Annotated in this window: 19 protein-coding genes and 1 pseudogene; 8 read left to right on the top strand and 12 right to left on the bottom strand. The window is 65.6% G+C overall.

Annotated elements, in window-relative coordinates:
• Position 1 precedes the first annotated feature (1 nt).
• The 3 genes from J7396_RS04545 to J7396_RS04535 form a co-directional block, all read right to left on the bottom strand.
• On the bottom strand, positions 2 to 1,072 hold the full coding sequence (locus J7396_RS04545; RefSeq protein WP_011346140.1) for an alpha-ketoacid dehydrogenase subunit beta: 1,071 nt from the start codon (positions 1,070 to 1,072) through the stop codon (positions 2 to 4).
• Positions 1,065 to 2,153, bottom strand: a complete 1,089-nt coding sequence (gene pdhA / locus J7396_RS04540) for a pyruvate dehydrogenase (acetyl-transferring) E1 component subunit alpha (protein ID WP_209261061.1) — start codon at positions 2,151 to 2,153, stop codon at positions 1,065 to 1,067. The genes J7396_RS04545 and pdhA overlap by 8 nt, the downstream gene beginning before the upstream one ends.
• Positions 2,154 to 2,330: 177 nt before the next feature.
• Positions 2,331 to 5,912: a lamin tail domain-containing protein gene (locus J7396_RS04535; protein WP_209261060.1), complete on the bottom strand. Its 3,582-nt coding sequence runs from the start codon at positions 5,910 to 5,912 to the stop codon at positions 2,331 to 2,333.
• Positions 5,913 to 6,359: 447 nt separating this feature from the next.
• Here J7396_RS04535 and J7396_RS04530 point away from each other — a divergent pair, with 447 nt between their 5' ends.
• From J7396_RS04530 to J7396_RS04520, 3 genes are all read left to right on the top strand, one after another.
• Positions 6,360 to 7,256: a tryptophan 2,3-dioxygenase family protein gene (locus tag J7396_RS04530; protein WP_008575535.1), complete on the top strand. Its 897-nt coding sequence runs from the start codon at positions 6,360 to 6,362 to the stop codon at positions 7,254 to 7,256.
• 249 nt (positions 7,257 to 7,505) lie between these two features.
• Complete coding sequence (locus J7396_RS04525; protein ID WP_209261059.1) at positions 7,506 to 9,026, top strand: oligopeptide:H+ symporter; 1,521 nt, start codon at positions 7,506 to 7,508, stop codon at positions 9,024 to 9,026.
• Between the two features lie 11 nt (positions 9,027 to 9,037).
• Positions 9,038 to 9,628 (top strand): thioredoxin family protein, encoded by a 591-nt coding sequence (locus tag J7396_RS04520; RefSeq protein WP_008575538.1) that lies wholly within the window; start codon positions 9,038 to 9,040, stop codon positions 9,626 to 9,628.
• A gap of 370 nt (positions 9,629 to 9,998) precedes the next feature.
• Here the strand turns inward: J7396_RS04520 and J7396_RS04515 are convergent, their stop codons facing one another.
• Complete coding sequence (locus J7396_RS04515) at positions 9,999 to 10,487, bottom strand: MarR family transcriptional regulator (protein WP_008575539.1); 489 nt, start codon at positions 10,485 to 10,487, stop codon at positions 9,999 to 10,001.
• 122 nt (positions 10,488 to 10,609) lie between these two features.
• Here J7396_RS04515 and hppD point away from each other — a divergent pair, with 122 nt between their 5' ends.
• The 3 genes from hppD (at position 10,610) to hmgA (ending at position 13,676) form a co-directional block, all read left to right on the top strand.
• Positions 10,610 to 11,725, top strand: a complete 1,116-nt coding sequence (hppD, locus tag J7396_RS04510; RefSeq protein WP_008575541.1) for a 4-hydroxyphenylpyruvate dioxygenase — start codon at positions 10,610 to 10,612, stop codon at positions 11,723 to 11,725.
• 178 nt (positions 11,726 to 11,903) lie between these two features.
• On the top strand, positions 11,904 to 12,296 hold the full coding sequence (locus tag J7396_RS04505) for an endonuclease domain-containing protein (RefSeq protein ID WP_209261058.1): 393 nt from the start codon (positions 11,904 to 11,906) through the stop codon (positions 12,294 to 12,296).
• A gap of 66 nt (positions 12,297 to 12,362) precedes the next feature.
• Positions 12,363 to 13,676, top strand: a complete 1,314-nt coding sequence (gene hmgA, locus J7396_RS04500; RefSeq protein WP_065628705.1) for a homogentisate 1,2-dioxygenase — start codon at positions 12,363 to 12,365, stop codon at positions 13,674 to 13,676.
• Between the two features lie 322 nt (positions 13,677 to 13,998).
• Here hmgA and J7396_RS04495 read toward each other — a convergent pair whose 3' ends face one another.
• A complete protein-coding gene (locus J7396_RS04495) occupies positions 13,999 to 14,550 on the bottom strand; it encodes a hypothetical protein (protein ID WP_209261057.1) in 552 nt (183 codons plus the stop codon).
• A 165-nt stretch (positions 14,551 to 14,715) separates the two neighbouring features.
• Here J7396_RS04495 and J7396_RS04490 point away from each other — a divergent pair, with 165 nt between their 5' ends.
• Entirely contained in the window at positions 14,716 to 15,339 is a 624-nt protein-coding gene (locus J7396_RS04490; protein WP_209261177.1) for a lectin, read from the top strand.
• Between the two features lie 339 nt (positions 15,340 to 15,678).
• Here the strand turns inward: J7396_RS04490 and J7396_RS04485 are convergent, their stop codons facing one another.
• Genes J7396_RS04485 through J7396_RS04460 form a run of 6 tightly spaced genes read right to left on the bottom strand, consistent with a single transcriptional unit; the run spans position 15,679 to position 21,622 of the window.
• Positions 15,679 to 16,098, bottom strand: coding sequence for a Na+/H+ antiporter subunit G (locus J7396_RS04485; RefSeq protein ID WP_008575549.1), 420 nt, complete (start codon positions 16,096 to 16,098; stop codon positions 15,679 to 15,681).
• A complete protein-coding gene (locus J7396_RS04480) occupies positions 16,095 to 16,379 on the bottom strand; it encodes a K+/H+ antiporter subunit F (RefSeq protein ID WP_003486364.1) in 285 nt (94 codons plus the stop codon). The genes J7396_RS04485 and J7396_RS04480 overlap by 4 nt, the downstream gene beginning before the upstream one ends.
• Complete coding sequence (locus J7396_RS04475) at positions 16,376 to 16,882, bottom strand: Na+/H+ antiporter subunit E (RefSeq protein ID WP_008575552.1); 507 nt, start codon at positions 16,880 to 16,882, stop codon at positions 16,376 to 16,378. The genes J7396_RS04480 and J7396_RS04475 overlap by 4 nt, the downstream gene beginning before the upstream one ends.
• Positions 16,879 to 18,423 carry a monovalent cation/H+ antiporter subunit D gene (locus J7396_RS04470; protein ID WP_209261056.1) on the bottom strand — a complete coding sequence of 515 codons (1,545 nt, stop codon included), beginning with the start codon at positions 18,421 to 18,423 and terminating at the stop codon, positions 16,879 to 16,881. Before J7396_RS04470 ends, J7396_RS04475 begins: the two co-directional genes overlap by 4 nt.
• Positions 18,420 to 18,794 carry a Na+/H+ antiporter subunit C gene (locus tag J7396_RS04465; protein ID WP_122273372.1) on the bottom strand — a complete coding sequence of 125 codons (375 nt, stop codon included), beginning with the start codon at positions 18,792 to 18,794 and terminating at the stop codon, positions 18,420 to 18,422. Before J7396_RS04465 ends, J7396_RS04470 begins: the two co-directional genes overlap by 4 nt.
• Positions 18,794 to 21,622: a monovalent cation/H+ antiporter subunit A gene (locus tag J7396_RS04460; RefSeq protein ID WP_209261055.1), complete on the bottom strand. Its 2,829-nt coding sequence runs from the start codon at positions 21,620 to 21,622 to the stop codon at positions 18,794 to 18,796. The genes J7396_RS04465 and J7396_RS04460 overlap by 1 nt, the downstream gene beginning before the upstream one ends.
• 164 nt (positions 21,623 to 21,786) lie before the next feature.
• Here J7396_RS04460 and J7396_RS22510 point away from each other — a divergent pair.
• Positions 21,787 to 22,125, top strand: a pseudogene (locus J7396_RS22510) (NAD-dependent epimerase/dehydratase family protein); the annotation flags it as partial.
• A gap of 114 nt (positions 22,126 to 22,239) precedes the next feature.
• On the opposite strand, the gene J7396_RS04455 reads toward J7396_RS22510, so the two are convergent.
• Positions 22,240 to 22,725, bottom strand: a complete 486-nt coding sequence (locus J7396_RS04455) for an Mpo1-like protein (RefSeq protein WP_014089180.1) — start codon at positions 22,723 to 22,725, stop codon at positions 22,240 to 22,242.
• Positions 22,726 to 22,774: the final 49 nt, after the last annotated feature.

Here is a 22,774-nt window from a genome sequence, read left to right as displayed (position 1 = left end):
ATCAGCCGGCAGCCACCGCGCGACGTGCCGCGGCGACGATGCGCTCCACGCTCGGCAGGAACTTCATTTCCAGCCGGAACAGCGGGATATGCGTGTCGTAACCGGTGACGCGTTCCACTGGCGCCACCAGGTCGTACATCGACTGTTCGGCCAGGCGCGCGGCGATTTCCGCACCGAAACCGGCGGTGCGCGGGGCTTCCTGCACGATCACGCAGCGGCCGGTCTTGGCCACCGATTCGGCGATGGTGTCGAAGTCCAGCGGGCGCAACGTGGCCACGTCGATGACTTCGGCGCTGATGCCTTCGCCAGCGAGTTTGTCGGCCGCTTCCAGCGCCTCTTTCACCTGCGCGCCCCAGGTCACTAGGGTGACATCGGTGCCGTCGCGCAACACGAAGCACACATCCAGCGGCAGCGCTTGCCCATCGTTGGCCACCACTTCCTTGTACTGGCGATAGATGCGCTTGGGCTCCATGTAGATGACCGGATCCGGGTCGCGGATGGCGGCCAGCAGCAGGCCGTAGGCGCGCTGCGGCGAGGACGGCAGCACCACGCGCAGGCCCGGCACGTTGGTGAAGATGGCTTCGTTGGCTTCGCTGTGATGTTCCGGCGCGCGGATGCCACCGCCCCACGGCACGCGCAGCACCATCGGGCAATGCAGGCGGCCACGGGTGCGGTTGCGCAGGCGGGCGGCGTGGCAGATCAGATGGTCGACCATCGGATACACGAAGCCGTCGAACTGCGCTTCGGCCACCGGCTTCATGCCTTGCGCGGCCAGCCCGACGCTCAGCCCGGCGATGGTGGTTTCGTCCAGCGGCGTGTCCAGCACGCGGTCGCTGCCGAAGCGTTGCTGCAGGCCGGCGGTGGCACGAAACACGCCACCGTTGACGCCGACATCCTCGCCCAGCACCAGTACCGCGGGGTCGTGTTCCAGCTCCCAGGCTAGCGCCTGGGTGATGGCTTCGATCAGGGTGATGGGCGAACTCATGGCGATCTCTCCGCGCGTTGCCGCAGCGTTGTAAGGGGCACTGGCGTGCTGCGAGGTGTCTGCGGGCACATGGGTGAGCTCATCCATGGCGCGACTCCAGCGCCATCACCTCGGCGCGCTGTGCCAGCAACTCGGCCGGCGGGTCGCCGTAGAGATAATCGAACATCGCTTCGACCGGCTGCACCGGCGTGTTGAGATAGGCGTTGACCTCTTCGTCCACGCGCGCGCTGCATTCGGCCTTCCAGGCGTCTTCCTGGGCGGCGTCCCACAGGCCTTGCGCGGTGAGGTAGCGGCGCAGGCGCAGCAGCGGTTCGCGCGCCCAGCCCTGCTTGACCTCTTCCTCGCCGCGATAGCGCCGCGCGTCGTCGGCGGTGGTGTGGTCGGACAGGCGATAGGTCAAAAACTCGATCACCGTGCCGCCATCGCCGGCCAGTGCGCGCACGCGTGCCTGACGCATGGCTTCGAGCACGGCAACCAGATCGTTGCCGTCCACCTGCAGGCACTGCAGGCCGCCGGCCAGGCCCTTCTGCGCAAGCGTCTGCGCGCCGGTCTGCGCCGAGCGCGGCACCGAGATCGCCCAGCCGTTATTGATCACGCACAGGATCAGCGACAGCTTGTAGGCGCCGGCCGAATTGAGTGCGGCATAGAAGTCGGTCTTGGAGCTGCCACCGTCGCCGCAGCAGGCCACCGCAACCTGCGGTTTGCCCTGCAGCTTGAACGACAGCGCCGAACCGGCCGCGTGCAGGCACTGGGTGGAGATCGGCACGCAGATCGGGAAGTCGATCGCCGCATCGGCATCGCGCGGATAGTCGCTGCCGCGTTCGTCGCCGCCCCAGTACAGCAGCACATCGCGCGGGCGCACGCCGCGTTCGAACATGGTGCCGTATTCGCGGTAGCTGGGCGCGAACACATCGCCGCTGCGCATCGAAGCGCCGATGCCCACATGCGTGGCCTCGTGGCCGATGCAGGCCGCGTAGGTGCCCAGCTTGCCGGTGCGCTGCAAGGCCACCGACTTGGTGTCGAAGGTGCGCACGAACAACATGCGCTTGAACAGGGCGAGCAGTTGTTGCGGGTTGGCGGCGTCGGCCGGAAGGTCGTCGCGGACCCATTGGCCGTCCGCGTCCATGTATTGCAGATAGTCGATCTGGAACTGCGCGGCTACGCTCATTGCGACGACACCTTCATCAAGAAGTTTCAAATGATATGAGTTGCCATGTTAAGGACGGCGAAGCAAAACGCTGTCCTGCACCGCAGCAGACAATCATGCTGGCTTGCACAAAAAAAAGGGCGCGGACCAGGCCGCGCCCTTTGTCGCAGTAGAGAACTGCGACGTGTTGCACTGCGATCAGCGGCGCCCATCACCTCCGCCGATCGGCGTGACGATCAGCGCAGTGTTGTCGGCTGGGTTGGCATCGGGCGAACGCGAGGTGGCCGTGGCCTGCACCCGCACCGCGCCGTCGGCCGGGATGGGCCTGGCAGCGACGGTCAACTGGAAAGTTGCCTGCGCGCCGGGCAGTACCACCGCGGCGGTGCTGCAGACGAAGCGGGCCCGACGCAGCGATTGGGTCTGCTTGTCGCAACGCCAGCCTTGCGGCGGTACCAATTGCGACAACGCCGACACCGTGTTGCCTTCGATCACCAGGCCGGAGCCTTGCGCCGGTGCGGCGCCGACATTGCTCACCAGCACGCGGTAGGTGGCGCTGAAGGCGGTGGTCGGCAGGCTGCTTGGGCCGTCGAAACGTACCGCCAGGTCGCTGCGGGGTTGCGCCTGTACCGTCACGCTGGCCGCATCGGTGTCGTTGCCCGACTGCGGATCGGGGGTTTGCGAAGCCGCCGATGCAGCCAGGGTCAACGTCCGTCCGGCCAATGCCGCACCCGCCTCCACCTGCACCGAGAAGTTCTGCGCGTTACCGGCTGCCAACGCTGCAATGGTGCAGGTGACCACCGTCTGGGTGCCGGTCTGCGGCGGTTGGCACACCCAGCCAGGTGCGGCGGTGACGCGTGGGCTCACTGCGGCATCGAACGCCAAGGCAACCGCAGCGAACGCCGCACTGTCGGGGCCGCGGTTTTCGACGTCCACACTGAAATCGATGCGCTCGCCTTCGGTGACCTGATCGCGCGCAGCAGTGACCGCCACGCCCAGGTCCGCATTGACCTGTTTGGTCATGCGCAACAGCACCACGGTGGGATCGTGATCGGACAGCCGCGTCGGCGTATTGGCATCGTTACGCGCGGTGCCGGGGAAGTCGGCATTGATGCGCGCGTGGCCCACCGACAGCGAGGCGATCTGCGGCGCGCGCATCAGCGCATCGTTGGCCAGGATGTGATCCAGCGACTGCACGTTGCCGTCGAAGGCGTACGAGTAGCTCTGGTCGGGCGTGTTGAACCAGGTCAGGTCGGTGTAATCCGGGTTGACCAGATCGGTGCCATCGCCGCCCACCACGGTCTGCGCATCCGGCGCCGGTTTGCCGGTGACGGTGCCCATCGCATCCACATAGCCGTCGTTGAATTCGAAGGCGTTGAAGTCGCCCATGACCAGCACTTTTTCGTCAGGGTTCAATTGCTGACGCGTCTGCAGCAGGCGCGCCAGATACTCGGCCTGCGCCTGGCGCTTGGCGCGGATGCGCATGCCGGCCGCATCGTCGGTTTCGGCGCCGTTGAGCGAACGCTGATGCACCACGATGGCGGTCAGCGGCAGCACGCGGCCGTCGGCCTGGTGCACGTTGGCGGTGAGCACCAGCGGCGGGCGGTCGTTGAGCAGGCTCACGCCGCCACCCGGCTCGGTCCAGGTGGTGGTCTTGCCTTCCTGAGCGATCGAGAGAACTTCCACGCGCGCCACGCCGCCGGCGATCTGTGCGGTCTTGACCAGGAAACCGACGTCGATGCCGCCCACGTCGTTGCCTTCCTGCAGGTACGCCACGTACTTGGGATCCTGCTGGCCGGCGGCCACCGCATCGGCGTTGACGCGCGCGGCCAGGGTCTGCAGCACGCTGAGGTTTTCCACTTCCACCGTGCCCAGGATGTCGGGCGTGTGCAGGTAGTTGCGGATCGCCAGCGAGGCCTTGTTGAGGCGGGCCTGGAAGGCGGCCGGCGTGAGCACCGGTTCGCCGATCGCCGGGTCGTTCTGGTCGTCGAAGAAGCGCTCCATGTTGTAGGTCGCCACGGCCACGTCGTCGGCCTGCGGTACCGGTGCCGGGCGCGGTTGGTCGGCACCGTTGCAGCTCACCTGCGGGGTGCGTTCCGGATACAGCGTGTAGCGGCGGAAGCTGTAATCCAGCGGGCCGACCACATCGAGCACCTGGCAGCCGGAGGCCAGATCCAGCCGCTCGGCGCCGACGCCGGCACTGCCGACCGCGATCACTTCGGGATTGGTATTCCAGCGCGGCACGCCGGCAGGCGAGCCGGCCGGCAGCGGGTCGGGCAACTGCACGCCCGGCTCGCGGTAGGCGCGCGGCACGCCGGTGACCACGGCATGGAAGACGCCATTGCTGGTCGCCGTGGCGTTGGTCTCGTTGACGCTGCCGCCGGTGGGGGTATTGACGGTGAGGCTGGCGGCGGCCACACGCATGCCTTCCAGCGCTTCGAGCTGATCGAAGGCACCGTTGGGGTTGGGGAAGTTCGCGCTCAACGCCACCGGCATCGGCAACGGGTTGCCGGTGGAATCGGCCAGCACGGTCAGGCTGCCGCCGATCTCGGTGAGCGGTGGCTGGGTGGGGTCGGCGGTGGGCACGTATTCGATCACCGTGCCCTGCACGCGCACCCGGTTGCCGATGGCGGCCGCCTCCGGCGGTGCGCTGCCGGTGTAGACGTACACGCCTTCGGAGGTGGACGGGTCGGCGTCGGCTTCGCTATCGGGCGCCTGCAGGAAGAACCCGGCGCTGCGGCGTGCCGTCACGATGCCCGAGGTGGCCACCACCTGGCCCTCCAGCGGCGAGCGCGCCCCCTTGCCCTGGATGGCGTGGATCGGCAACAGGCTGAAGTCGTCGTTGAGGATGGTGCCGGTGGCGCTCAGCGTGGCCGGCAGCGCGCCGGTGAGGCCGCTGATCTGCAGCCGGAAGCTTTCATCCGGCTCCGGCGTGGTGTCGCCCAGGACATCGACGGAAATGGTGGCGCTGCGTTCGCCAGCGGCGATGCGCAGGGTAGTGGCGGGCAGGGCGACATAGTCGCTGCCGGCAGTGGCGGTGCCATCGACGGTGGCGGCGGTGAAGCTCACCCCGCCCGCACCGGCCGGCTGGCTCAGGCTCAGGGTGAACACCAAGCTGCGGGTGCCGGCATTGCCTTCGGCCTGGCTGACATCGGCCAGCGTGGCGACCGGCTGGCTGCCGCCGCTGCACAGGCGCGCGGGGCTGGCGGCATTGCGCGGGGCAGGCGCGCCGGTGGCGAAGTCGGCGGCGTTGTTGTCGGTATCGGTGCAACCGTCGTTGCCGCGCAGCACCGCCAGCGTGTTGCTGGGGGCCGGCGTGGGCGCATTGCCTTCGGCGCAGCTGGCCGTGCTGCCATAGCCGACCAGATCGGCATTGCCGGTGGGGCAGGTGCCGCTCAACGCGGAGGCGCTATTGCTCAGCGCCACCTTGCCGGCGGTGCCGCTCATGGCCAGCGTGCCGATGGCATCGGGCGTGGGCAGCGCCACGCTGCCGCCGCTGCCGTCGGCCTGCTTGATCAGGTAATAGCCGCCGGCCGGGACAGTGCCCGCCAACGGGGTGACCTGCCAGCTGCTGCCGGCCGCGGAGGCGTACTGCACCGACCAGCCATCCAGGCTGACCGGGGCACCGCCGATGTTGTGCAGCTCGATGAAATCGCTGCGGAGGGTGGCGCCGCTATTGCCGCCACCGCCGTAGACCTGGCTGATGACGACCTGGGCATTGGCGTGGCCGGCCACGGCCAGCGCACACAGAAATACGGCTGCACGACGCTGCAACACATGCATGAGATGAGAGTCCCCTGATCCTTGAGACGTGAAACGCTCCCCTGGTCCGGCCACGTCCCTGGCCGGCAGCGCCGTTCGATTCTGCATGAATTTGCAGACCTAGGTTGACGATATGGTGACAGCGGCGCAGTGGCTGAGACCGCACCGGGCGCCTGCCAAGTGGTTCAAAGCTGAAGGAAGCGGGCTCGACGCTGAGGCCCGGGCGTGCCAATCGTGCATACGGATTTTCTACGAGGCACCTGCGCACGTATCTCGCTGGCCCCGATCCCCTCAGGCAATCCCGCCAGGGCTGCAAGCAGCCAGCCAGGGCCGGCGATAGCCGTGGGCCAATACGCTTCGCCATCCGCCATCCGCCATCCGCCATCCGCCAATCCCGAATCCCGAATCCCGAATCCCGAATCCCGGCCGCTGCGTTACCCTGCGTGGCCCGATCTTCAGCGCGATGCCATGCCCGTCGACAAGAACCTGCGTGACCTGGAACCTGGCATCCACACCGACCTGGAGGGGCGGCTGACCTACGGCGGGTATCTGCGGCTGGATCAACTGCTGTCTGCGCAGCAGCCCCTGTCCGAGCCGGCGCATCACGATGAAATGCTGTTCATCATCCAGCACCAGACCTCCGAGCTGTGGCTGAAGCTGCTGGCGCACGAGTTGCGCGCGGCCATCGTGCATCTGCAGCGCGACGAAGTCTGGCAATGCCGCAAGGTGCTGGCGCGCAGCAAGCAGGTCCTGCGGCAACTGACCGAGCAGTGGTCGGTGCTGGAAACGCTCACCCCGAGCGAGTACATGGGGTTTCGCGACGTGCTGGGGCCGTCGTCGGGCTTCCAGTCGCTGCAATACCGCTACATCGAGTTCCTGCTCGGCAACAAGAACCCGCAGATGCTGCAGGTGTTCGCCTACGACCCGCACGGCCAGGCGCGGCTGCGCGAGGCGCTGGAAGCACCCAGCCTGTACGAGGAGTTCCTGCGCTATCTGGCGCGCTTCGGTCACGCGATTCCGCAGCACTACCAGGCCCGCGACTGGACCGCCGCACACGTGGCCGACGACAGCCTGCGGCCGGTCTTCGAGCGCATCTACGAAAACACCGACCGCTACTGGCGCGAGTACGCGCTGTGCGAGGACCTGGTGGATGTGGAAACCCAGTTCCAGCTGTGGCGCTTCCGCCACATGCGCACGGTGATGCGGGTGATCGGCTTCAAACGCGGCACCGGCGGCTCCAGCGGCGTCGGCTTCCTGCAGCAGGCGCTGGCGCTGACGTTCTTCCCGGAACTGTTCGACGTGCGCACCTCGGTGGGCGTGGACGGCCGCCCCCCGCAAGGCGCCCCGGACGCCGCGCAGGGCTGAGCAAGGCCAGGCATGCGCAAGGGCAAGGCAAGCGCACGCAAGCGCTTGTGCTTTCGGAACAGGGCCGGCGCGATCTCACGCCGGCCCCTGGTGCCCCAGCACGCGGCCAAATTCCGCCAACTCCACCCACGGCCATCAGGCAGCTGACTCCGGCGAATTTGACGCGTACATGACGTCTAAGTGATCCTCGCGCGTCGCCCGGGCTCGCCTCGGTGCACCCAGCCATCACTGAATACGCAAGGGACCTCTATGAGCGTTGACGCGACCGCGCCGACATCCGCCTCCACACCGCCGCAGCCGCCGGCGCCTCCCGAGTTCCCCACGTTGCTCGGCCACCCCCGGCCGTTGTGGCTGCTGTTCATGACCGAATTCTGGGAACGCTTTGCGTTCTACGGCATTCGCTGGGCGCTGGTGCTGTACATCGTGGCGCAGTTCTTCAATGGCGATGCCACCGGCCAGGCGCCGGCGGGGCGGACCTATGGCGCCTACCTGGCGCTGGTGTACGCGGCGGCGATCTTCGGCGGCTACGTGGCCGACCGCGTGCTCGGTTACCAGCGCTCGATCCTGGTCGGGGCGGCCGTCATGGCGACCGGCCTGTTCCTGATCGCCATTCCCGACCACACCATGTTCGAGATCGGCCTGGCCACCGTGGTGGTCGGCAACGGGCTGTTCAAACCGAACATTTCCACCATGGTCGGCAAGCTGTATTCGGTGGCCGATCCGCGCCGCGACAGCGGCTTCACCATCTTCTACATGGGCATCAACCTGGGCGCGATGATCTCGCCGGTGTTGACCCAGTTGCTGGCCGAAAAGGTGTTCGGCACTGAAGTCATGCCGTCCTACAAGATGGTGTTCATGGCTTCCGGCGTGGGCATGCTGATCAGCCTGGTGTGGTTCTGGTTCGGCCGCGTCCAGCTCAAGGGCATCGGCGCACCGGCGCCGGGTGCGCAGGGCATGGGCCGCGTGCTGATGGTGCTGGTGGGCTGCCTGCTGGCGATTCCGGGCGTGTACTTCCTGCTCGCCGTCGGTGCGGACGTGTTGCAGATCGTGCTGACGGTGCTGTTCATCGGCCTGTCGGTGATGCTGCTGGTGGAAGGCATCCGTGAAGGCAAGGTACAGCGCGACAAGGTGATCGCGATGCTGATCATCTTCGCTTTCAACGTGCTGTTCTGGATGTTCTTCGAACAGGCCGGCAGCTCGTTCACCTTCCTGGCCGACAACATCGTCAACCGCAATTTCGGCAGCTGGACCTTCCCCACCGCGTGGTTCCAGTCGGTGAACTCCATCGCCATCATTGCGCTGGCACCGGTCATCGCGTGGATCTGGGTCAAGTCCGGCCGCTTCAATCCGTCGATTCCGCGCAAGTTCGGCCTGGGCCTGCTGTTCAACGGCCTGGCCTTCCTGCTGCTGATGTTTGCGCTGTCCAGCCTGGTCAACGACGCCGGCAAGATTCCGTTCTGGACCTTGTTCATGGTCTACGTCATCCAGTCGGTCGGCGAGCTGTGCCTGTCGCCGATCGGCCTGTCGATGGTGACCAAGCTGGCCCCGGTACGCCTGGTCGGTTTCGGCATGGGTGGCTGGTTTTTGTCCACCGGCATCGGCAACAACCTGTCGGGCATTTTCGCCGGCCATGTCAGCGGAAACGAAGGCATGAGCGTGTCCTCGGCGCTGGGTGGGTATACGTTCGGGTTCTGGGCGCTGGTGGGCGCCGGCGCGTTGCTGTTCCTGATCGCGCCGCTGATCAATAAATTGATGCATGGTGTGAAGTGAGGAGAACAGCGATGCCGATCAAACCCCTTGTCTGTGGCCTGCTGCTGACCGGTCTGTTGAGCGCCTGCGGGCAGACCAGCAGCCCGCAGGAGGCGCCCAAGCCGTTGGATACCTCGATGCAGAAGCCGCCCAGCGCCGATCCCAGCCAGCCGGTGTCTTCGGGCAACACGCCGACCGCGGCCGACATCGCCGCGGCCGCTGCGCTCAATGCGCAATACGACCCCTCGCGCGATCCGGCGGCCGATCTGGAGACGGCCAAGGTCGAGGCCAAGCGCGGCGGCAAGCGCATCGTGCTCAATGTCGGCAATGCCGCCTGTGAGCCCTGCAAGGCGCTGGACGAGTTGATGGGCGGCGATGCGGAGCTGCGCAGCTTCCGCGACGCGCACTTCGTGGTGGTCAAGGTCAACCGCGATGCAGCCAACGAGAACGCTGCCTTCCTGTCGGCGTTCGCCCAGCTCAACGACGCCCCGTCGCTGCTGGTGCTGGACAGCGACGGCAAGCTGCTGACCACGCAGTCCGGCCCGGAGCTGCGCAAGGGCGAGGGTTTCGACCGCAAGAAGCTGTTCGATTTCCTCAAGCAGTGGGCGCCACCGCAGGCCTGATGCTGGGCGAACGCGTCACACAAAAACCCCCGCATTGCTGCGGGGGTTTTTGTCTGCATCGTGCCGATGGCTATCGCCCGGCGCGAACTCAGCCTGTGACTTCCACGCGCGCAGCCCTGGCGCGATGTGATGAGGCCTTGCTGGCGACGGCAGCCACACCGGCATGCGATGCGCTGCGTCAATGCGCGATTTGCGAGCCAGCGAACAGTCGTTTCCGAGCGCGCCGACAATCTATCGAAATCGCGCGACAGCGCCGCGGCACGGCATCGAGGCCAGTGCTGCGCCAGCGCATGCGCCAGCGCCGATTGCAACCGGATCCGATCCTGTGCGGCGCCAAGGCACCACGCATTGGCTCCCGGCGTAGCGCTGTTCAGTCCTTGCTGGCCATGCGCGGCAGCCCGTCCTTGGCCAGCCGGTCGATCAGCGTTTCCAGGACCTGCTGTTCTTCGGCGCTGAACACCGACATCAGCCGTTGTTCCATCTCGTTGACCAGCGGCGCGACGGTCTCGTAGACCTGCCGCCCGGCCGGCGACAACGCCAGCATCGAGCGGCGGCGATCGTCGCCATGGGTCTCGCGGCGGATGAAGCCGCGCTCCAGCAGGCGCGCCACGGCGCGGCTGACTGCCACCTTGTCCATCGCCGTGCGGTCGGAGACCTCGCTGGCCGAGGAACCCGGATACAGCGCCAGGATCGTGATCACCCGCCACTCGGGAATCGCCATGCCGTAACGATCGCCGTATACCTTGGCGATGTTGCTGCTGATACGGTTGGACAGCACGCTCAGGCGATACGGCAGGAACTGCTCGAGGTTGAGCAGCACGGGATATTGCGGCGGGTGGGGGCTGTCGAGATCGCTCATGTTGCACTGTGTCTTGATTTTGGTTTCATTTGCAACTACAAACCGAGGGTGGCCTGCGCATTCTCGCGGGTCTTCTGCTACTCCGCATAGCCCTGCGGCCCCCCAAGCGTGGAGAAACGAAGATGAGCGCACAACCGAACACCACTGCAACCCGCCCCGATCCTGGCATGCAGGTCACCACCTTCGACAATCCGATGGGCATCGACGGCTTCGAGTTCGTCGAATTCGCCGCACCGGCCGGCCAGGGGGAACAGCTGCACGATTATTTCCGCAAGATGGGCTTCAGCGCGGTGCTGCGTCACCGCAGCCGCCCCATTACCGTCTATCGCCAGGGCGGGGTCAACTTCCTGCTCAACGAAGATCCCGATTCGTTCGCTGCCGATTTCGCCGCCGCGCACGGCCCCTGCGCCTGCGGCTTTGCCATCCGCTTCCGCACCCCGTCCGAGACCGTGCTGCAGACGGTGCTGGGCAACGGCGGTGAAGCCGTGCAGAACAAGCCCGACACCCGCGCGGTTCCGGCGCCGGTGGTCAAGGGGATCGGCGATTGCATGCTGTACCTGGTGGACCGTTACGGTGAGGCCGGCAGTATCTACGACGCCGATTTCGAGCCGATCGACGGTGCCGACCAGCACCCGGCCGGCTTCGGACTGACCTTCATCGACCACCTGACCCACAACCTGTATTTCGGCAACATGCAGCGCTGGTCGGACTATTACGAGCGCCTGTTCAACTTCCGCGAGATCCGCTATTTCGACATCAAGGGCGCCAAGACCGGCCTGGTGTCCAAGGCGATGACCGCGCCGGACGGCATCGTGCGCATCCCGCTCAACGAATCCTCCGACCCCAAGAGCCAGATCAACGAGTATCTGGACGCGTATCAGGGCGAAGGCATCCAGCACATCGCCTGCTTTACCGACGACATCTACACCAGCGTGGAAAAGATGCGCGCCGCCGGCGTGAGTTTCCTGGATACGCCGGACACGTATTTCGATGTGGTGGACCTGCGCATCCCCGCACATGGCGAAGATGTCGAACGCCTGCGCCGCAACAAGATCCTGATCGACGCCGACCCCGATACCAAGCAGCGCAAGCTGCTGCAGATCTTCACCACCAACTGCATCGGCCCGATCTTCTTCGAGATCATCCAGCGCAAGGGCAACGAAGGCTTTGGCGAAGGCAATTTCCAGGCGTTGTTCGAAAGCATCGAGCGCGATCAGATCAAGCGCGGGGTGCTTTGAGGGCGGGGATTGGGTATTGGTGATTCGGGATTCGGGATTCGGGATTCGCTTGGAGCAAGACCCTCGAGCGCCACCTCAGCAAGACCAGGCTGTCTAATAAGAAAAGCCCATGAAAACGGACGTGCTTGAAGCCCCTCTCCCCACGGGAGAGGGGTTGGGGTGAGGGTACGGTGGAGCGATGAAAATCAAACCGCCATTGCCTACCGTCACCCGTGCCCACGCACGCGCATTGCGTCGCCACATGACCGACGCAGAGCGTGCACTTTGGCGCCGTCTGCGAAGCAATCAGCTACAAGGCTTCAAGTTCAGACGTCAGCATCCGATTCCACCGTACATCGCAGACTTTTGTTGCATTGAAGCTAAGGTGATTGTTGAGTTGGACGGATCGCAGCATCAGGCATCCTTCGATCAGGCAAGGACGCGTTGGCTTCAATCGAAAGGCTGGATCGTGCTGCGCTTTTGGAATAACGATGTGTTGCTTTCGCTGGATGCTGTGGTTGAGGCGATCTTCACGATAGTCGCGACGCCGTACCCTCACCCCAAGCCCTCTCCCGGTGGGAGAGGGGCTTGAACATTGCGTTTCTCTAACATCGCACCTCCCTGCAACGGTGGTGCCGCAACCGAAGAGCCCACGCCCATGCATGACCAGACTTCCTACATGACCGGCTTCGGCAATGAGTTCGCAACCGAGGCGGTGGCCGGCAGTCTGCCGGTCGGGCAGAACTCACCGCAGCGCGTGGCGCATGGCCTGTACGCCGAGCAGTTGTCCGGCACCGCCTTCACCGCGCCACGCGGCGAGAACCGGCGCAGCTGGCTGTACCGCATTCGTCCGGCAGCGGTGCATGGGCGTTTCTCGCTGATCGAGCAGTCTCGGCTCCACAACGACTTCGGCGGCGGCCCGGTGCCGCCGGATCAGATGCGCTGGAGTCCGTTGCCGTTGCCGGCCACGCGCACCGATTTCGTCGATGGCCTGTACACCATGGCCGGCAATGGCAGCCCGGAGGCGATGACCGGCGTGGCCGTGCATCTGTATGCGGCCAACGCCTCCATGCGCGATCGTTTCTTCTACAACGCCGACGGCGAGCTGCTGCTGGTGCCGCAGCTCGGCCGGTTGCGGGTCTGCACCGAACTGGGCGTGCTCGAACTGGAGCCGCAACAGATCGGCGTGATACCGCGCGGTGTGCGTTTCCGGGTGGAACTGCTCGATAGTGAAGCGCGTGGCTACGTCTGCGAAAACTTCGGCGGCCTGCTGCGCCTGCCGGACCTGGGACCGATCGGCGCCAATGGCCTGGCCAATCCGCGCGATTTCCAGACACCTCGCGCCGCCTTCGAACAACGCGAAGGCAGGTTCGAACTGGTGGCCAAATTCCAGGGCCATCTCTGGCGTGCCGACATCGGTCACTCGCCGCTGGATGTCGTCGCCTGGCACGGCAATTACGCGCCTTATCGTTACGACCTGCGTCGCTTCAACACCATCGGCTCGATCAGTTTCGATCATCCCGATCCCAGCATCTTCACCGTGCTGACCTCACCCAGCGACACGCACGGAACGGCGAACATGGATTTTGCGATTTTCCCGCCGCGTTGGCTGGTGGCACAGCACACCTTCCGCCCGCCGTGGTTCCATCGCAACGTCGCCAGCGAATTCATGGGCCTGGTGCATGGCGTCTACGATGCCAAGGCCGAAGGCTTCGCGCCCGGTGGCGCCTCGTTGCATAACTGCATGAGCGGGCACGGCCCGGATGCGGCCACCTTCGACAAGGCGTCACAGGCAGATCTCACGCGCCCGGACGTGATCGCCGACACCATGGCCTTCATGTTCGAAACGCGCGCGGTGTTGCGCCCTACGCAGCAGGCATTGAACGCCGCCCATCGGCAAGCCGATTACCAGCAGTGCTGGTCCGGATTGCGCGCTGCGTTTCAACCGCCGACGACGGAAGACGCAACCTAGCGCGCGGCCAAGACCTCGCAAGCAATTGGCAGATGGTGCGGACGATGCTCAGGCACACGGTGCCTGGAGTGGAGGGCGGCAGGATGCCTGCCCCGAGTACCAGCCGGCTGCACCTGGCGGCTGAGCGGCAGGTTGTCCGACGCTCTCAAGCCGGACTGCAGCTGCTCTGTCAGCGCGCCAGCGATATGATGCGAGCGGTGGGTGCGCGGGCTGCTGCCGTTGCGGTGATGCGGCGCTCGGCTCCAGCCCCTGCGCATGTTGAGCGACTCGGCAAGAGCCGGTCGGCGCGCGCTGGCCACCACTGCCAGATCACGCGGATGTATCACGCGGCTTGCAAGGTCTCCGGCAGCAGCTCGCCGATCCGTGTGCGGACGCGTTCGTCGTAGCTCGCCGAGGTGATCTGCGGCAGCGCGTGCAACGCCTCGGCGATGGTCGTGCGGATCTGATCGTCGTCGCGCGCGGCGTGCAGTTGCCGATGCAGCGCAGCGGCAAGGGCATTGCGTTGCAACTGCAGGATATCGAGCAAGTACAGGCGTGCATTGGTCGCTGCACGGCGACGCAGGCGCCGCAGCTCTTCTTCGCTGGGCCCTGCGTCCGGTAGGGCCACAGGGGCTTCGTGCACATCGGGCAGCGCGGCAGTGGCTGCCGTGCGCGTTTGACCCGCAGCACCGTCTGCAGCGGGTCCAAGATCCAGGTACCCCATCGCGCACAGGCTCTGCACCAAGCCGGTGCCGTCGCCGCCCAGCAGCGTGGCGAGCGTGGCCAGATCGCGCTGGCCGTCGGCCAGGATCAACGCGCGCCGTTGCAGCAGCGTCAGCGGGCTGCGGTGCGATTGCAACGTGGTTAGGGCGAGCTCGGTCTTGCGTGGGATCATGGCGGCGGTCCTGCGAAGCCAATAGCGTGACGCCCGCCAATGAAGCGCCGATGACATGGCGGCGACGGTGTGTGGCCACGCTCTCCACAAGGTCGCGATGGTGGCTGTGTACGCTGTACTGCAACTCTAGGAAACGCGCAGATGACATACAGACTATTGGGCCTGATGAGCGCATTGCTCGTACTGACCAGCTGCAACCGCGCCGACCAAGCGCCCGCGCCGGCCACGCCCGCCAACGCCGAGCACGCACCGGTTGCGGCCGCTGACGACCAACCGGCGGCCACTGTCCCGCCGGCCACGGCGCCAGCTGGCACATTTCCACCGCGCACCCAGCAGGACCCCGCTGCGCTTGCGCGCATGGATGGCTATGGCGATTTGCGCTTTGGGATGGATGCCAGCCAGGCGCGGGCTGCCTGGGGTGGCGATTTGCAGGGCAAAGCGGCACCCGATAATGGCTGTTACCTGCTGCGCCCACGGTGGGCCAGCGATGCGCGTCGCTTGGGCTTCATGTTCGAAGGCGGGCAATTGGTGCGCTTGCAGACCAACGAAGCGAAAGAGACGGCGCCGGGCGGCGGCAAGGTCGGCATGACATTGGCGCAGCTGCGTGCGTTGTACCCCGACGGCCTGACCGAGCAGCCGCATAAGTACATTCCAGGCGCGCTGACGCTGCGTCTACCCGACGCTGCCACGCAGACCGCGCTGGTATTCGAAACCGATGCAGACGGCAAAGTCACCAGCTGGCGCGTGGGCAAGCCGCCGCAGGTGGATTACGTCGAAGGCTGCGGCTGACATGCGAGGTGCGATGGCGGTGTCGTCTTGCGCAGGCGTTTGTATCCTGCGCTAGCGGAGAGTGTGTCATTCCTGCTGCGGCCCATCCGTCGCGCCGGTGGGCGATGGTGGGCGGTCGCAGAATCGCTCTGCGCAACGGTGGTGCAGCGCCGCGCGTGGTTGTTGGGTCGCGCCACACTGCAGTTGCATGCCCATCTGTGATTGGCGAACGCACGAAGTGAGCGCTCGTGAGTCGATACCACATGTGCCGGCGACCGGCTCAGCCAGTTGCGCCGTTGAGAAGGTTCTGGGCAGCAACGGGACCTGATCGGCAAACAATCCACGCCGGGCAGCAACGCCTTAGCCACCCTCGGACGCAGGCCCCGGATGCTGCTTCTCGGTTTCTTCGTTCTCGCCAAGATCGCCTTTGACCTGCGGCAATCCTTCCTGCTGCGCGTCGCCGTGGTTCGGTACTTCCGGGCGGTTTTCCATCATCAGCGACAGCGCTGCCTTGGCCATCAAGTGCGCGCTGATCGGTGCGGTGATGAACAGGAACACGGTGATCAGCAATTCGCGCGGCTGCGGGTCCACGCCGAGAAACAGGTGGTAGCCCACCGAAGCCAGCAGCACGCAGCCCACGCCCAGCGTGCTGGCCTTGGTCGGTGCATGCAGGCGCTTGAAAAAGTCCGACAGCTTCACCAGGCCGAAAGCGCCGATCAGGATGAAAAACGTGCCCGCCAGCAGCAAGGCGCTGAGCAAGTATTCGGTGAGGGCGATCATTCGACGATACTCCGCCGCAACACGTACTTGCTCAGTACCACGGTGCTGCCGAAGCCGAGCATCGCAATGACCAGGGCCGCCTCGAAGTAGATCGGCGAATCCAGGTACATGCCCAGCAGCATCAATTCGGCAATGGCGGTGACCGAGAGCGTGTCCAGCGCCAGGATGCGGTCTGGCACGGTCGGCCCGCGCAGCAGCCGCCATAAGGCCATCAGGATGGCCAGGCCCACCGCGTGCATGCAGATCACGATGGTCGATTCGATGAACATGTGGCCGGTCATGGAAAGATCTCCATCAGGGGCTTTTCGTAGCGGGTCTTGATCTCGGCAATCAAGGCCTGCGGATCGTCCAGATGCAGTACGTGCACCAGCAGATATTTGCGGTCGTCCGACAGCGCGGCCGAGACGGTCCCCGGGGTCAGCGTGATCATGCTGGTCAAGGCGGCAATGCCGTGGATGTTGGCGATGTCCAGCGGCACCCAGATGAAACCGGGATGGATACGCGATTCTGGCCCGAGCACCTGCGCAGCGACCTTGATGTTGGAGCGCACGATGTCGCCCGCGGCCACCAGCAGCATGCGTGGCACCGAGCGCAGCGAGCCGATCTGTGCGAACTCGCGGTCCAGCCGCGCTGCAAAGATCGGTACCACCACGCCCAGCAGCATGCCCAGGACCCATTGCTGCGGGCCGAAGCTATCGCTGAGCAGCAGCCAGAACACGAAGACCGTCACGCTCAAGGGCGGCGAGGGAAACAGGCGGCGACGCAGTGGCAGACGCGTGTTCATGGCTGCCTCCGTTGCGGCGTGGTGGCGCGGACCTGGTCGACATACGCGCCGGGGTCGCGCAACTGCGCAGCGGCCGCATCGGTGTAATGCATCAGGGGACCTGCGGCGCCGGTCATCACAACCAGCCCGCTCAGCAACAGCACCGTGGCGGCGGTCTCCACCGGACGCATGCGGCCACGCCGCGGCGGCTGCAGTTCCGGCGCATTTTCTGCCGCCGCCGGCACCCGCCAGAACAACCGCACGCCGGCGCGGGTGAGGCCGATCACGATCAGCAGGCTACTGCCGAGCACCGCGATCCACACCGGTCCCACCAGCCCTTCAGGCACGTGTTGCAGCAATGCGGCCTTGGCCAGAAATCCGGAGAGTGGCGGCAACCCGGCCACCGCCACCGCGGCAATCATGAACATCGTGCCCGGAATGGCCCGCCCCGGTAGCGGCGCCACCACTTCCTTGCGGTCGCTGGCACTGCCGCGGCGACGGCGGATCAGGTCAGAGACCATGAACAACGCAGCGGCGACAAAGCTGCTGTGCGGCAGGTAATACAGCCCCGCGCCCAGTGCGCCGGCATCGTCCAGCGAAAACGCGATGAACAAGGTCGCTGCCGAAAACACCACCAGGTACGACACCATCACCCGCAGCCGCGATGCGGCCATCACCCCGAACGCGGCCATCAGCAGCGTCGCGATGCCCAGCCACAACAGCGCGTGGCGACCGAAGCCGTGCAGCGCGCCGGCACCGGCGCCGAACCACAACGACGATACCCGCAGCGTTGCATACAGCCCCACCTTGGTCATGATGGCGAACAATGCAGCCACCGCCGCCGGCGCACGCGAATAGGTTTCCGGTAGCCACAGATACAGCGGCAGCAGCGCGGCCTTGCTGCAGAACACCAGCAGCAACAAGCCCAGCGTGGCCTTTGCCAACGGCACGTCCTGCGCCGGCAGATCGGCAATGCGCTGCGACAGCTCGGCCATGTTGAGCGTGCCGAACACACCGAACAGCAGGCCCAGCGCAATCAGGAACAACGTCGACGCACACACGTTGAACACCACGTAATGCAGGCCCACCCGCATCTGCAACCCGCGCCCGCCGCTGAGCAGCAGGCCGTAGGAGGCGATGAGCATCACCTCGAAGAACACGAACAGGTTGAAGATGTCGCCGGTCAGGAATGCGCCGTTCAAGCCCATCAACTGGAACTGGAACAATGCATGGAAATGCGGTGCGCGCCGGTCCCAGCCTGCGCATGCATGTAGCAGGCACGCCGAGCCCAGGATCAAGGTCGTCAGCAGCATCCATGCCGACAAGCGGTCGCCCATCAGCACGATGCCGATGCGCGCCGGCCAGTCGCCGAGCAGATAGACCAGGATCTGGCCGTCGGCCGCGCGTGCGAACAGGGCGATGACCGCCGCGGCCAACAAGGCGATGCTGACCCACGCCACGCTGCGCTGCACGCGCGGCCCATAGCGACGGTGCTCGACGAACAACGATGCCGACGCGCCCAGCATCGGGATCAGGATGGGCAGGATCAGCAGATGGTTCATCGCCGGGCCTGCCGCGTATCCGTGCCGGTCGCGGCATCTTCGTGCGCATCCACATGGTCGCTGCCATTGTCGCTACGGCTGCGGATCGCCAGCACCAGGCTCACCGCGGTCATCGCAAACGCGATCACGATGGCGGTCAGCACCAAGGCCTGCGGGAGCGGATCGGTGTGATGCATCAGCTCGGCCGGCACGCCGTCGCGCAACACCGGCGGCTGGCCGCTGCGCAAGCGCCCACCGGCAAAGATCAGCAGGTTGGTCGCATACGACAGGAAGGTCATGCCCAGGATCACATCGAAGCTGCGCGCGCGCAGCAGCAGATAGATCGCCAGTGCGGTGAGGACGCCGATCGCGCTTGCCACTGCCAATTCCATCAATGCTGCTCCGCGGTGCGTGTCGAACGTTGGGTGGGGTCGATCTCGCCGCGCTGCGAACTGCGCGTACGCGAGGGCTTGATCGTGCCCATCATCGACAGCATCAACATCGCCGCACCGAACACCACCAGGTACACGCCGGTATCGAAGCCCAGCGCACTGGCCAGTTCCAGCTCGCCCAATAGCGGCAGCGGAATTTCCAGATGTCCGCTGCTCAGGAACGGCAGCCCGAACACCAGCGAGCCGGCGCCGCTGACCAGCGCGCACAACAAGCCGATGCCGATCAGGCGGATGTAGTCGAAACCAAAGCGCGACTCCACCGAGGCCGTCCCCTGAATCACGTACTGCATCAGCAATGGCACCGCCAACACCAGCCCGGCAATGAAGCCGCCGCCCGGCGCGTTGTGCCCGCGCAGGAACAGGAACAGCGACACCGTCAATGTCAGCGGGAACATGATCTGCGCCAGATCGGCCGGCACCGGCAACTTGATCGGCGGCCCCGGCATGGTGCGCTCCGGTGCCATGCGCGCGCGGCGCAGCAAGGCGTGCACCACCAGCCCGGCGATGGCGAAGACGGTGATCTCGCCAAAGGTATCGAAGCCCCGGAAATCCACCAAAATTACGTTGACCACATTGCGCCCATACGCTTCGGGCAAGGCGCGCTGCAGCAGTTCGCCGGCGACCGAATGGCTGGGTTGCGTCATCAAGGTATACGCCAACGCCGCAAGACCGGCACCGCCGGCAATGGCAATTGCGGCATCACGCATCTTGCGCAGCCGCGCACGTTCGGGCAACGAGCGCTCGGGCAGGTAGTTCATCGCCAGCAGCATCAGCACCAGCGTGACCATTTCCACCAGCAACTGCGTCAGCGCCAGATCCGGCGCCGACAAGAACACGAACGTCAGGCTGACCGCCAGCCCGGTGCCGCCGAGCACCAGCACCGCCAACAGGCGCTTCTTGTACAGGAACAGGCTGCCCAGGGCGCATGCGATCATCAACAGCCACACCATCCACCCCAGCGCCGGCATTGGCATGGGTGCAGGCCATTGCGGCAATGCACCGCCTTGCAGGAACGGCACCAGCGCCACCACGACCGCGCTTAGCACCAGCAGCATCAACATGCGCTGCAGGTTGCCGTTGGTGACGGCGTCGGTCATGCGTGCGGTGGCACTGAACAAGGCACGCAGGTTCCATTGGAACAGTGCCTTTCCCGGCGAACGGTTCTGGATTGCATACAGATCCAGCGTGCGGCGCAGCGCCACGTACAACAACGCACCGCCGACGATGCCGGCAACGCTCATCGCCAGCGGCAAATTGACGCCATGCCACAGCGCCAGGCTGTAGTCGGGCAGCCGGTCGCCCAAGATCGCGGTGGCACCGGCGCGCAATACGGGCGCCACTGTCCATGCCGGCACGATGCCCACCGCCACGCAGGTAAGTACCAGCACGTCGACCGGAATCCGCATCCAGCGCGGCGGCTCGTGCGGCGTGGTGTCCAGCGCGCGCGGGCCTTCGCCGAAGAACGTGTCGTGCACGAAGCGCAGGCTGTACGCCACGCCCAGCAGGCCGGCCAGCAGCGCAGCGGTGCTGGCCAGGATGCGCATCAGTTGCGGCGCTTCGGTATCCAGCGCAACCGCGAAGAACATTTCCTTCGACAAGAAGCCGTTGAGCAGCGGAATGCCGGCCATGGCCAGCGAAGCGGTGATGGCCAGCGCGCTGGTCACCGGCATCAACCGGCGCAGATTGCCCAGCTTGCGCATGTCGCGCGTGCCGGTCTCATGGTCGATGATGCCGGCGGCCATGAACAACGACGCTTTGAAGACCGCATGGTTGATGAGGTGAAACACGCCGGCCACCACCGCCATCGGCGTGGACAGGCCGAACAGCATCGTGATCAGGCCCAGATGCGAAATGGTCGAGTACGCCAGCACGCCCTTGAGATCGTGCTGAAAGATAGCGTGCCATGCGCCCAACAGCACCGTGATCGCGCCGATGCTGGTCACCGTATAGAAAAACAGATCGGTACCGGCCAGCGCCGGATGCAAACGCGCCAGCAAAAATACGCCGGCCTTCACCATCGTGGCCGAATGCAGATACGCTGACACCGGCGTGGGCGCCGCCATTGCGTGCGGCAACCAGAAGTGGAACGGGAACTGCGCGCTCTTGGTGAAGATGCCCAGCAACACCAGGCCCAGCGCGTACGGATACAGCGGGCTGGCGCGGATCACATCGCCGGCGGCCAGGACGGCATCGAGCTGAAAACTGCCCACGATGCGGCCGATCATCAACACGCCGCCCAATAACGCCAGGCCGCCGCCGGCAGTCAGCACAAAGGCCATGCGTGCGCCTTCGCGCGCGTCCTTGCGGTGCGACCAGAAACCGATCAACAGGAACGAGCTGATGCTGGTGAGTTCCCAGAACACCATCAGCAAGAGTAGGTTGCCCGACAGCACCATGCCGAGCATCGCGCCCATGAACAGCAAGAGATAGGCAAAAAAGCGCGACGCGCTATCGCGTGGGCTCAAATAGTAATGCGCGTACAGCACCACCAGCGCACCGATGCCCAGCACCAGCAGTGCGAACATCCAGGCCAGGCCATCGAGCCGCAGCGAAAACATCAGGCCAATCTGCGGCAGCCACGCGTGCTCGCTGGCAATCACCTCGCCGCGCAGCACCGCGGGCGTCAACAGCGCCAGCACCAGCAGCCCGGCCAACGGCGCGGCCGCAGCCAACCACGCAGTGATCGAACGGGAGGCGCGCCAGAGCAGCGCAGCGGCAGCGGCCATGACAAATGGCAGCGCCAGCAGAATTTCCAGCGAGAAAGGCATGCAGGGAACACAAGATTCGCGAGCAGGCCCGAGAGCTTAACAAACCCTTGACTGACGTCCGCGTCAACGCCGCCAGCGCACATGGCCTGCCATCGGCCCCACTGGCTGCACATTGCAATGCCGCACTCGCTATGCTGCAGGCATTCATGCATCGATAATGCCCTGTGACTGCCGCCAATCCCGCTCCGTCCACCGCTGCATCTGCGCCGCGCGCCCTGGTCTTCGGCGGCAGCGGGCAAATCGGCGAGCGCTTGCTGACCCGCCTGCTGAGCGGCCGATGGCAGGTGACAGCGTGGTCGCGCCAGCCACGTGCAGCGCGCTCCGGTCTGGTCTGGCGGCAGGGCGATCTGGCTATGCCGGCAGCCGCCGGCGAGGCGTTCGAGGTGATCTTCAGCTGTGGTCCGCTGGACCACTTCGCACGCCGGTATGCCGAAAACCCGGTGGTAGCGCCGCGTATCGTGGCGTTCGGTTCCACCAGCGTTGAGGTCAAGGACTACTCCATCCCCGCACCAACTGAACCGGCACGCCGCGATTCGGCTATGCGCCGCGCGCATTTCGCCCACTGCCCGAAGAGCTCGGGATCGGCGCGTGAGGCCTGGCTGGTCTGTCGGCGACGCTCAGTAACGCCAACCCAGCTGGCGATACGCCTTGGCCAGCACCCAGATCGGCCCGATCAGCAGATAGGTCAGATCGGTCAGGAAGCTCGGTTTGCGGCCTTCGATCTTGTGGCCGACGAACTGCGCAATCCACGCCAGCACGAACACCGTCAGCGCGGTGGTGAACAGGCCGCCAAGCCCGACGCGGCCTTCGATCAACCGGCACACACAGCCGAAGAAGAAAAAGATCCCCAGCATGCCCAGCCCCAGCGGGCGCGACAGCCGGTTGTAGTACGACCACGCCGCAAACATCGACAGCGCGGCCCACACGCCGCTGCTGAACCAGCTACCGCCGACCGGGATGCACCACAACAGCGCCACCACCGACCACAGGATGGCAGGCACCGCCAGCACGTGGATCTGCTGATTGGTCGCGTTTTGATGATCGTCGGAATAGCTGGCGAAATAGCGCTCGATCGGTCGCGCGGTCGTGGTGCTTTGGCTCATGTTCCCTCCCAGGAATGATCCAAGCATACGCGCGCGGATGGCGCCATGG

This window comes from Xanthomonas sp. A1809 (assembly GCF_017746015.1).
GTDB lineage: Bacteria > Pseudomonadota > Gammaproteobacteria > Xanthomonadales > Xanthomonadaceae > Xanthomonas > Xanthomonas euvesicatoria.
Note: the sequence above shows the minus strand (reverse complement) of the source record. Positions and strands in the feature narration are given on the sequence as shown.

Bases quoted from the DNA above. Each gene is read 5' to 3' on its own strand.
- J7396_RS04545 (WP_011346140.1), bottom strand. From the start codon at position 1,072: ATGGATGAGCTCACCCATGTGCCCGCAGACACCTCGCAGCACGCCAGT.
- pdhA (WP_209261061.1), bottom strand. From the start codon at position 2,153: ATGAGCGTAGCCGCGCAGTTCCAGATCGACTATCTGCAATACATGGAC.
- J7396_RS04535 (WP_209261060.1), bottom strand. From the start codon at position 5,912: ATGCATGTGTTGCAGCGTCGTGCAGCCGTATTTCTGTGTGCGCTGGCC.
- J7396_RS04530 (WP_008575535.1), top strand. From the start codon at position 6,360: ATGCCCGTCGACAAGAACCTGCGTGACCTGGAACCTGGCATCCACACC.
- J7396_RS04525 (WP_209261059.1), top strand. From the start codon at position 7,506: ATGAGCGTTGACGCGACCGCGCCGACATCCGCCTCCACACCGCCGCAG.
- J7396_RS04520 (WP_008575538.1), top strand. From the start codon at position 9,038: ATGCCGATCAAACCCCTTGTCTGTGGCCTGCTGCTGACCGGTCTGTTG.
- J7396_RS04515 (WP_008575539.1), bottom strand. From the start codon at position 10,487: ATGAGCGATCTCGACAGCCCCCACCCGCCGCAATATCCCGTGCTGCTC.
- hppD (WP_008575541.1), top strand. From the start codon at position 10,610: ATGAGCGCACAACCGAACACCACTGCAACCCGCCCCGATCCTGGCATG.
- J7396_RS04505 (WP_209261058.1), top strand. From the start codon at position 11,904: ATGAAAATCAAACCGCCATTGCCTACCGTCACCCGTGCCCACGCACGC.
- hmgA (WP_065628705.1), top strand. From the start codon at position 12,363: ATGCATGACCAGACTTCCTACATGACCGGCTTCGGCAATGAGTTCGCA.
- J7396_RS04495 (WP_209261057.1), bottom strand. From the start codon at position 14,550: ATGATCCCACGCAAGACCGAGCTCGCCCTAACCACGTTGCAATCGCAC.
- J7396_RS04490 (WP_209261177.1), top strand. From the start codon at position 14,716: ATGAGCGCATTGCTCGTACTGACCAGCTGCAACCGCGCCGACCAAGCG.
- J7396_RS04485 (WP_008575549.1), bottom strand. From the start codon at position 16,098: ATGATCGCCCTCACCGAATACTTGCTCAGCGCCTTGCTGCTGGCGGGC.
- J7396_RS04480 (WP_003486364.1), bottom strand. From the start codon at position 16,379: ATGACCGGCCACATGTTCATCGAATCGACCATCGTGATCTGCATGCAC.
- J7396_RS04475 (WP_008575552.1), bottom strand. From the start codon at position 16,882: ATGAACACGCGTCTGCCACTGCGTCGCCGCCTGTTTCCCTCGCCGCCC.
- J7396_RS04470 (WP_209261056.1), bottom strand. From the start codon at position 18,423: ATGAACCATCTGCTGATCCTGCCCATCCTGATCCCGATGCTGGGCGCG.
- J7396_RS04465 (WP_122273372.1), bottom strand. From the start codon at position 18,794: ATGGAATTGGCAGTGGCAAGCGCGATCGGCGTCCTCACCGCACTGGCG.
- J7396_RS04460 (WP_209261055.1), bottom strand. From the start codon at position 21,622: ATGCCTTTCTCGCTGGAAATTCTGCTGGCGCTGCCATTTGTCATGGCC.
- J7396_RS04455 (WP_014089180.1), bottom strand. From the start codon at position 22,725: ATGAGCCAAAGCACCACGACCGCGCGACCGATCGAGCGCTATTTCGCC.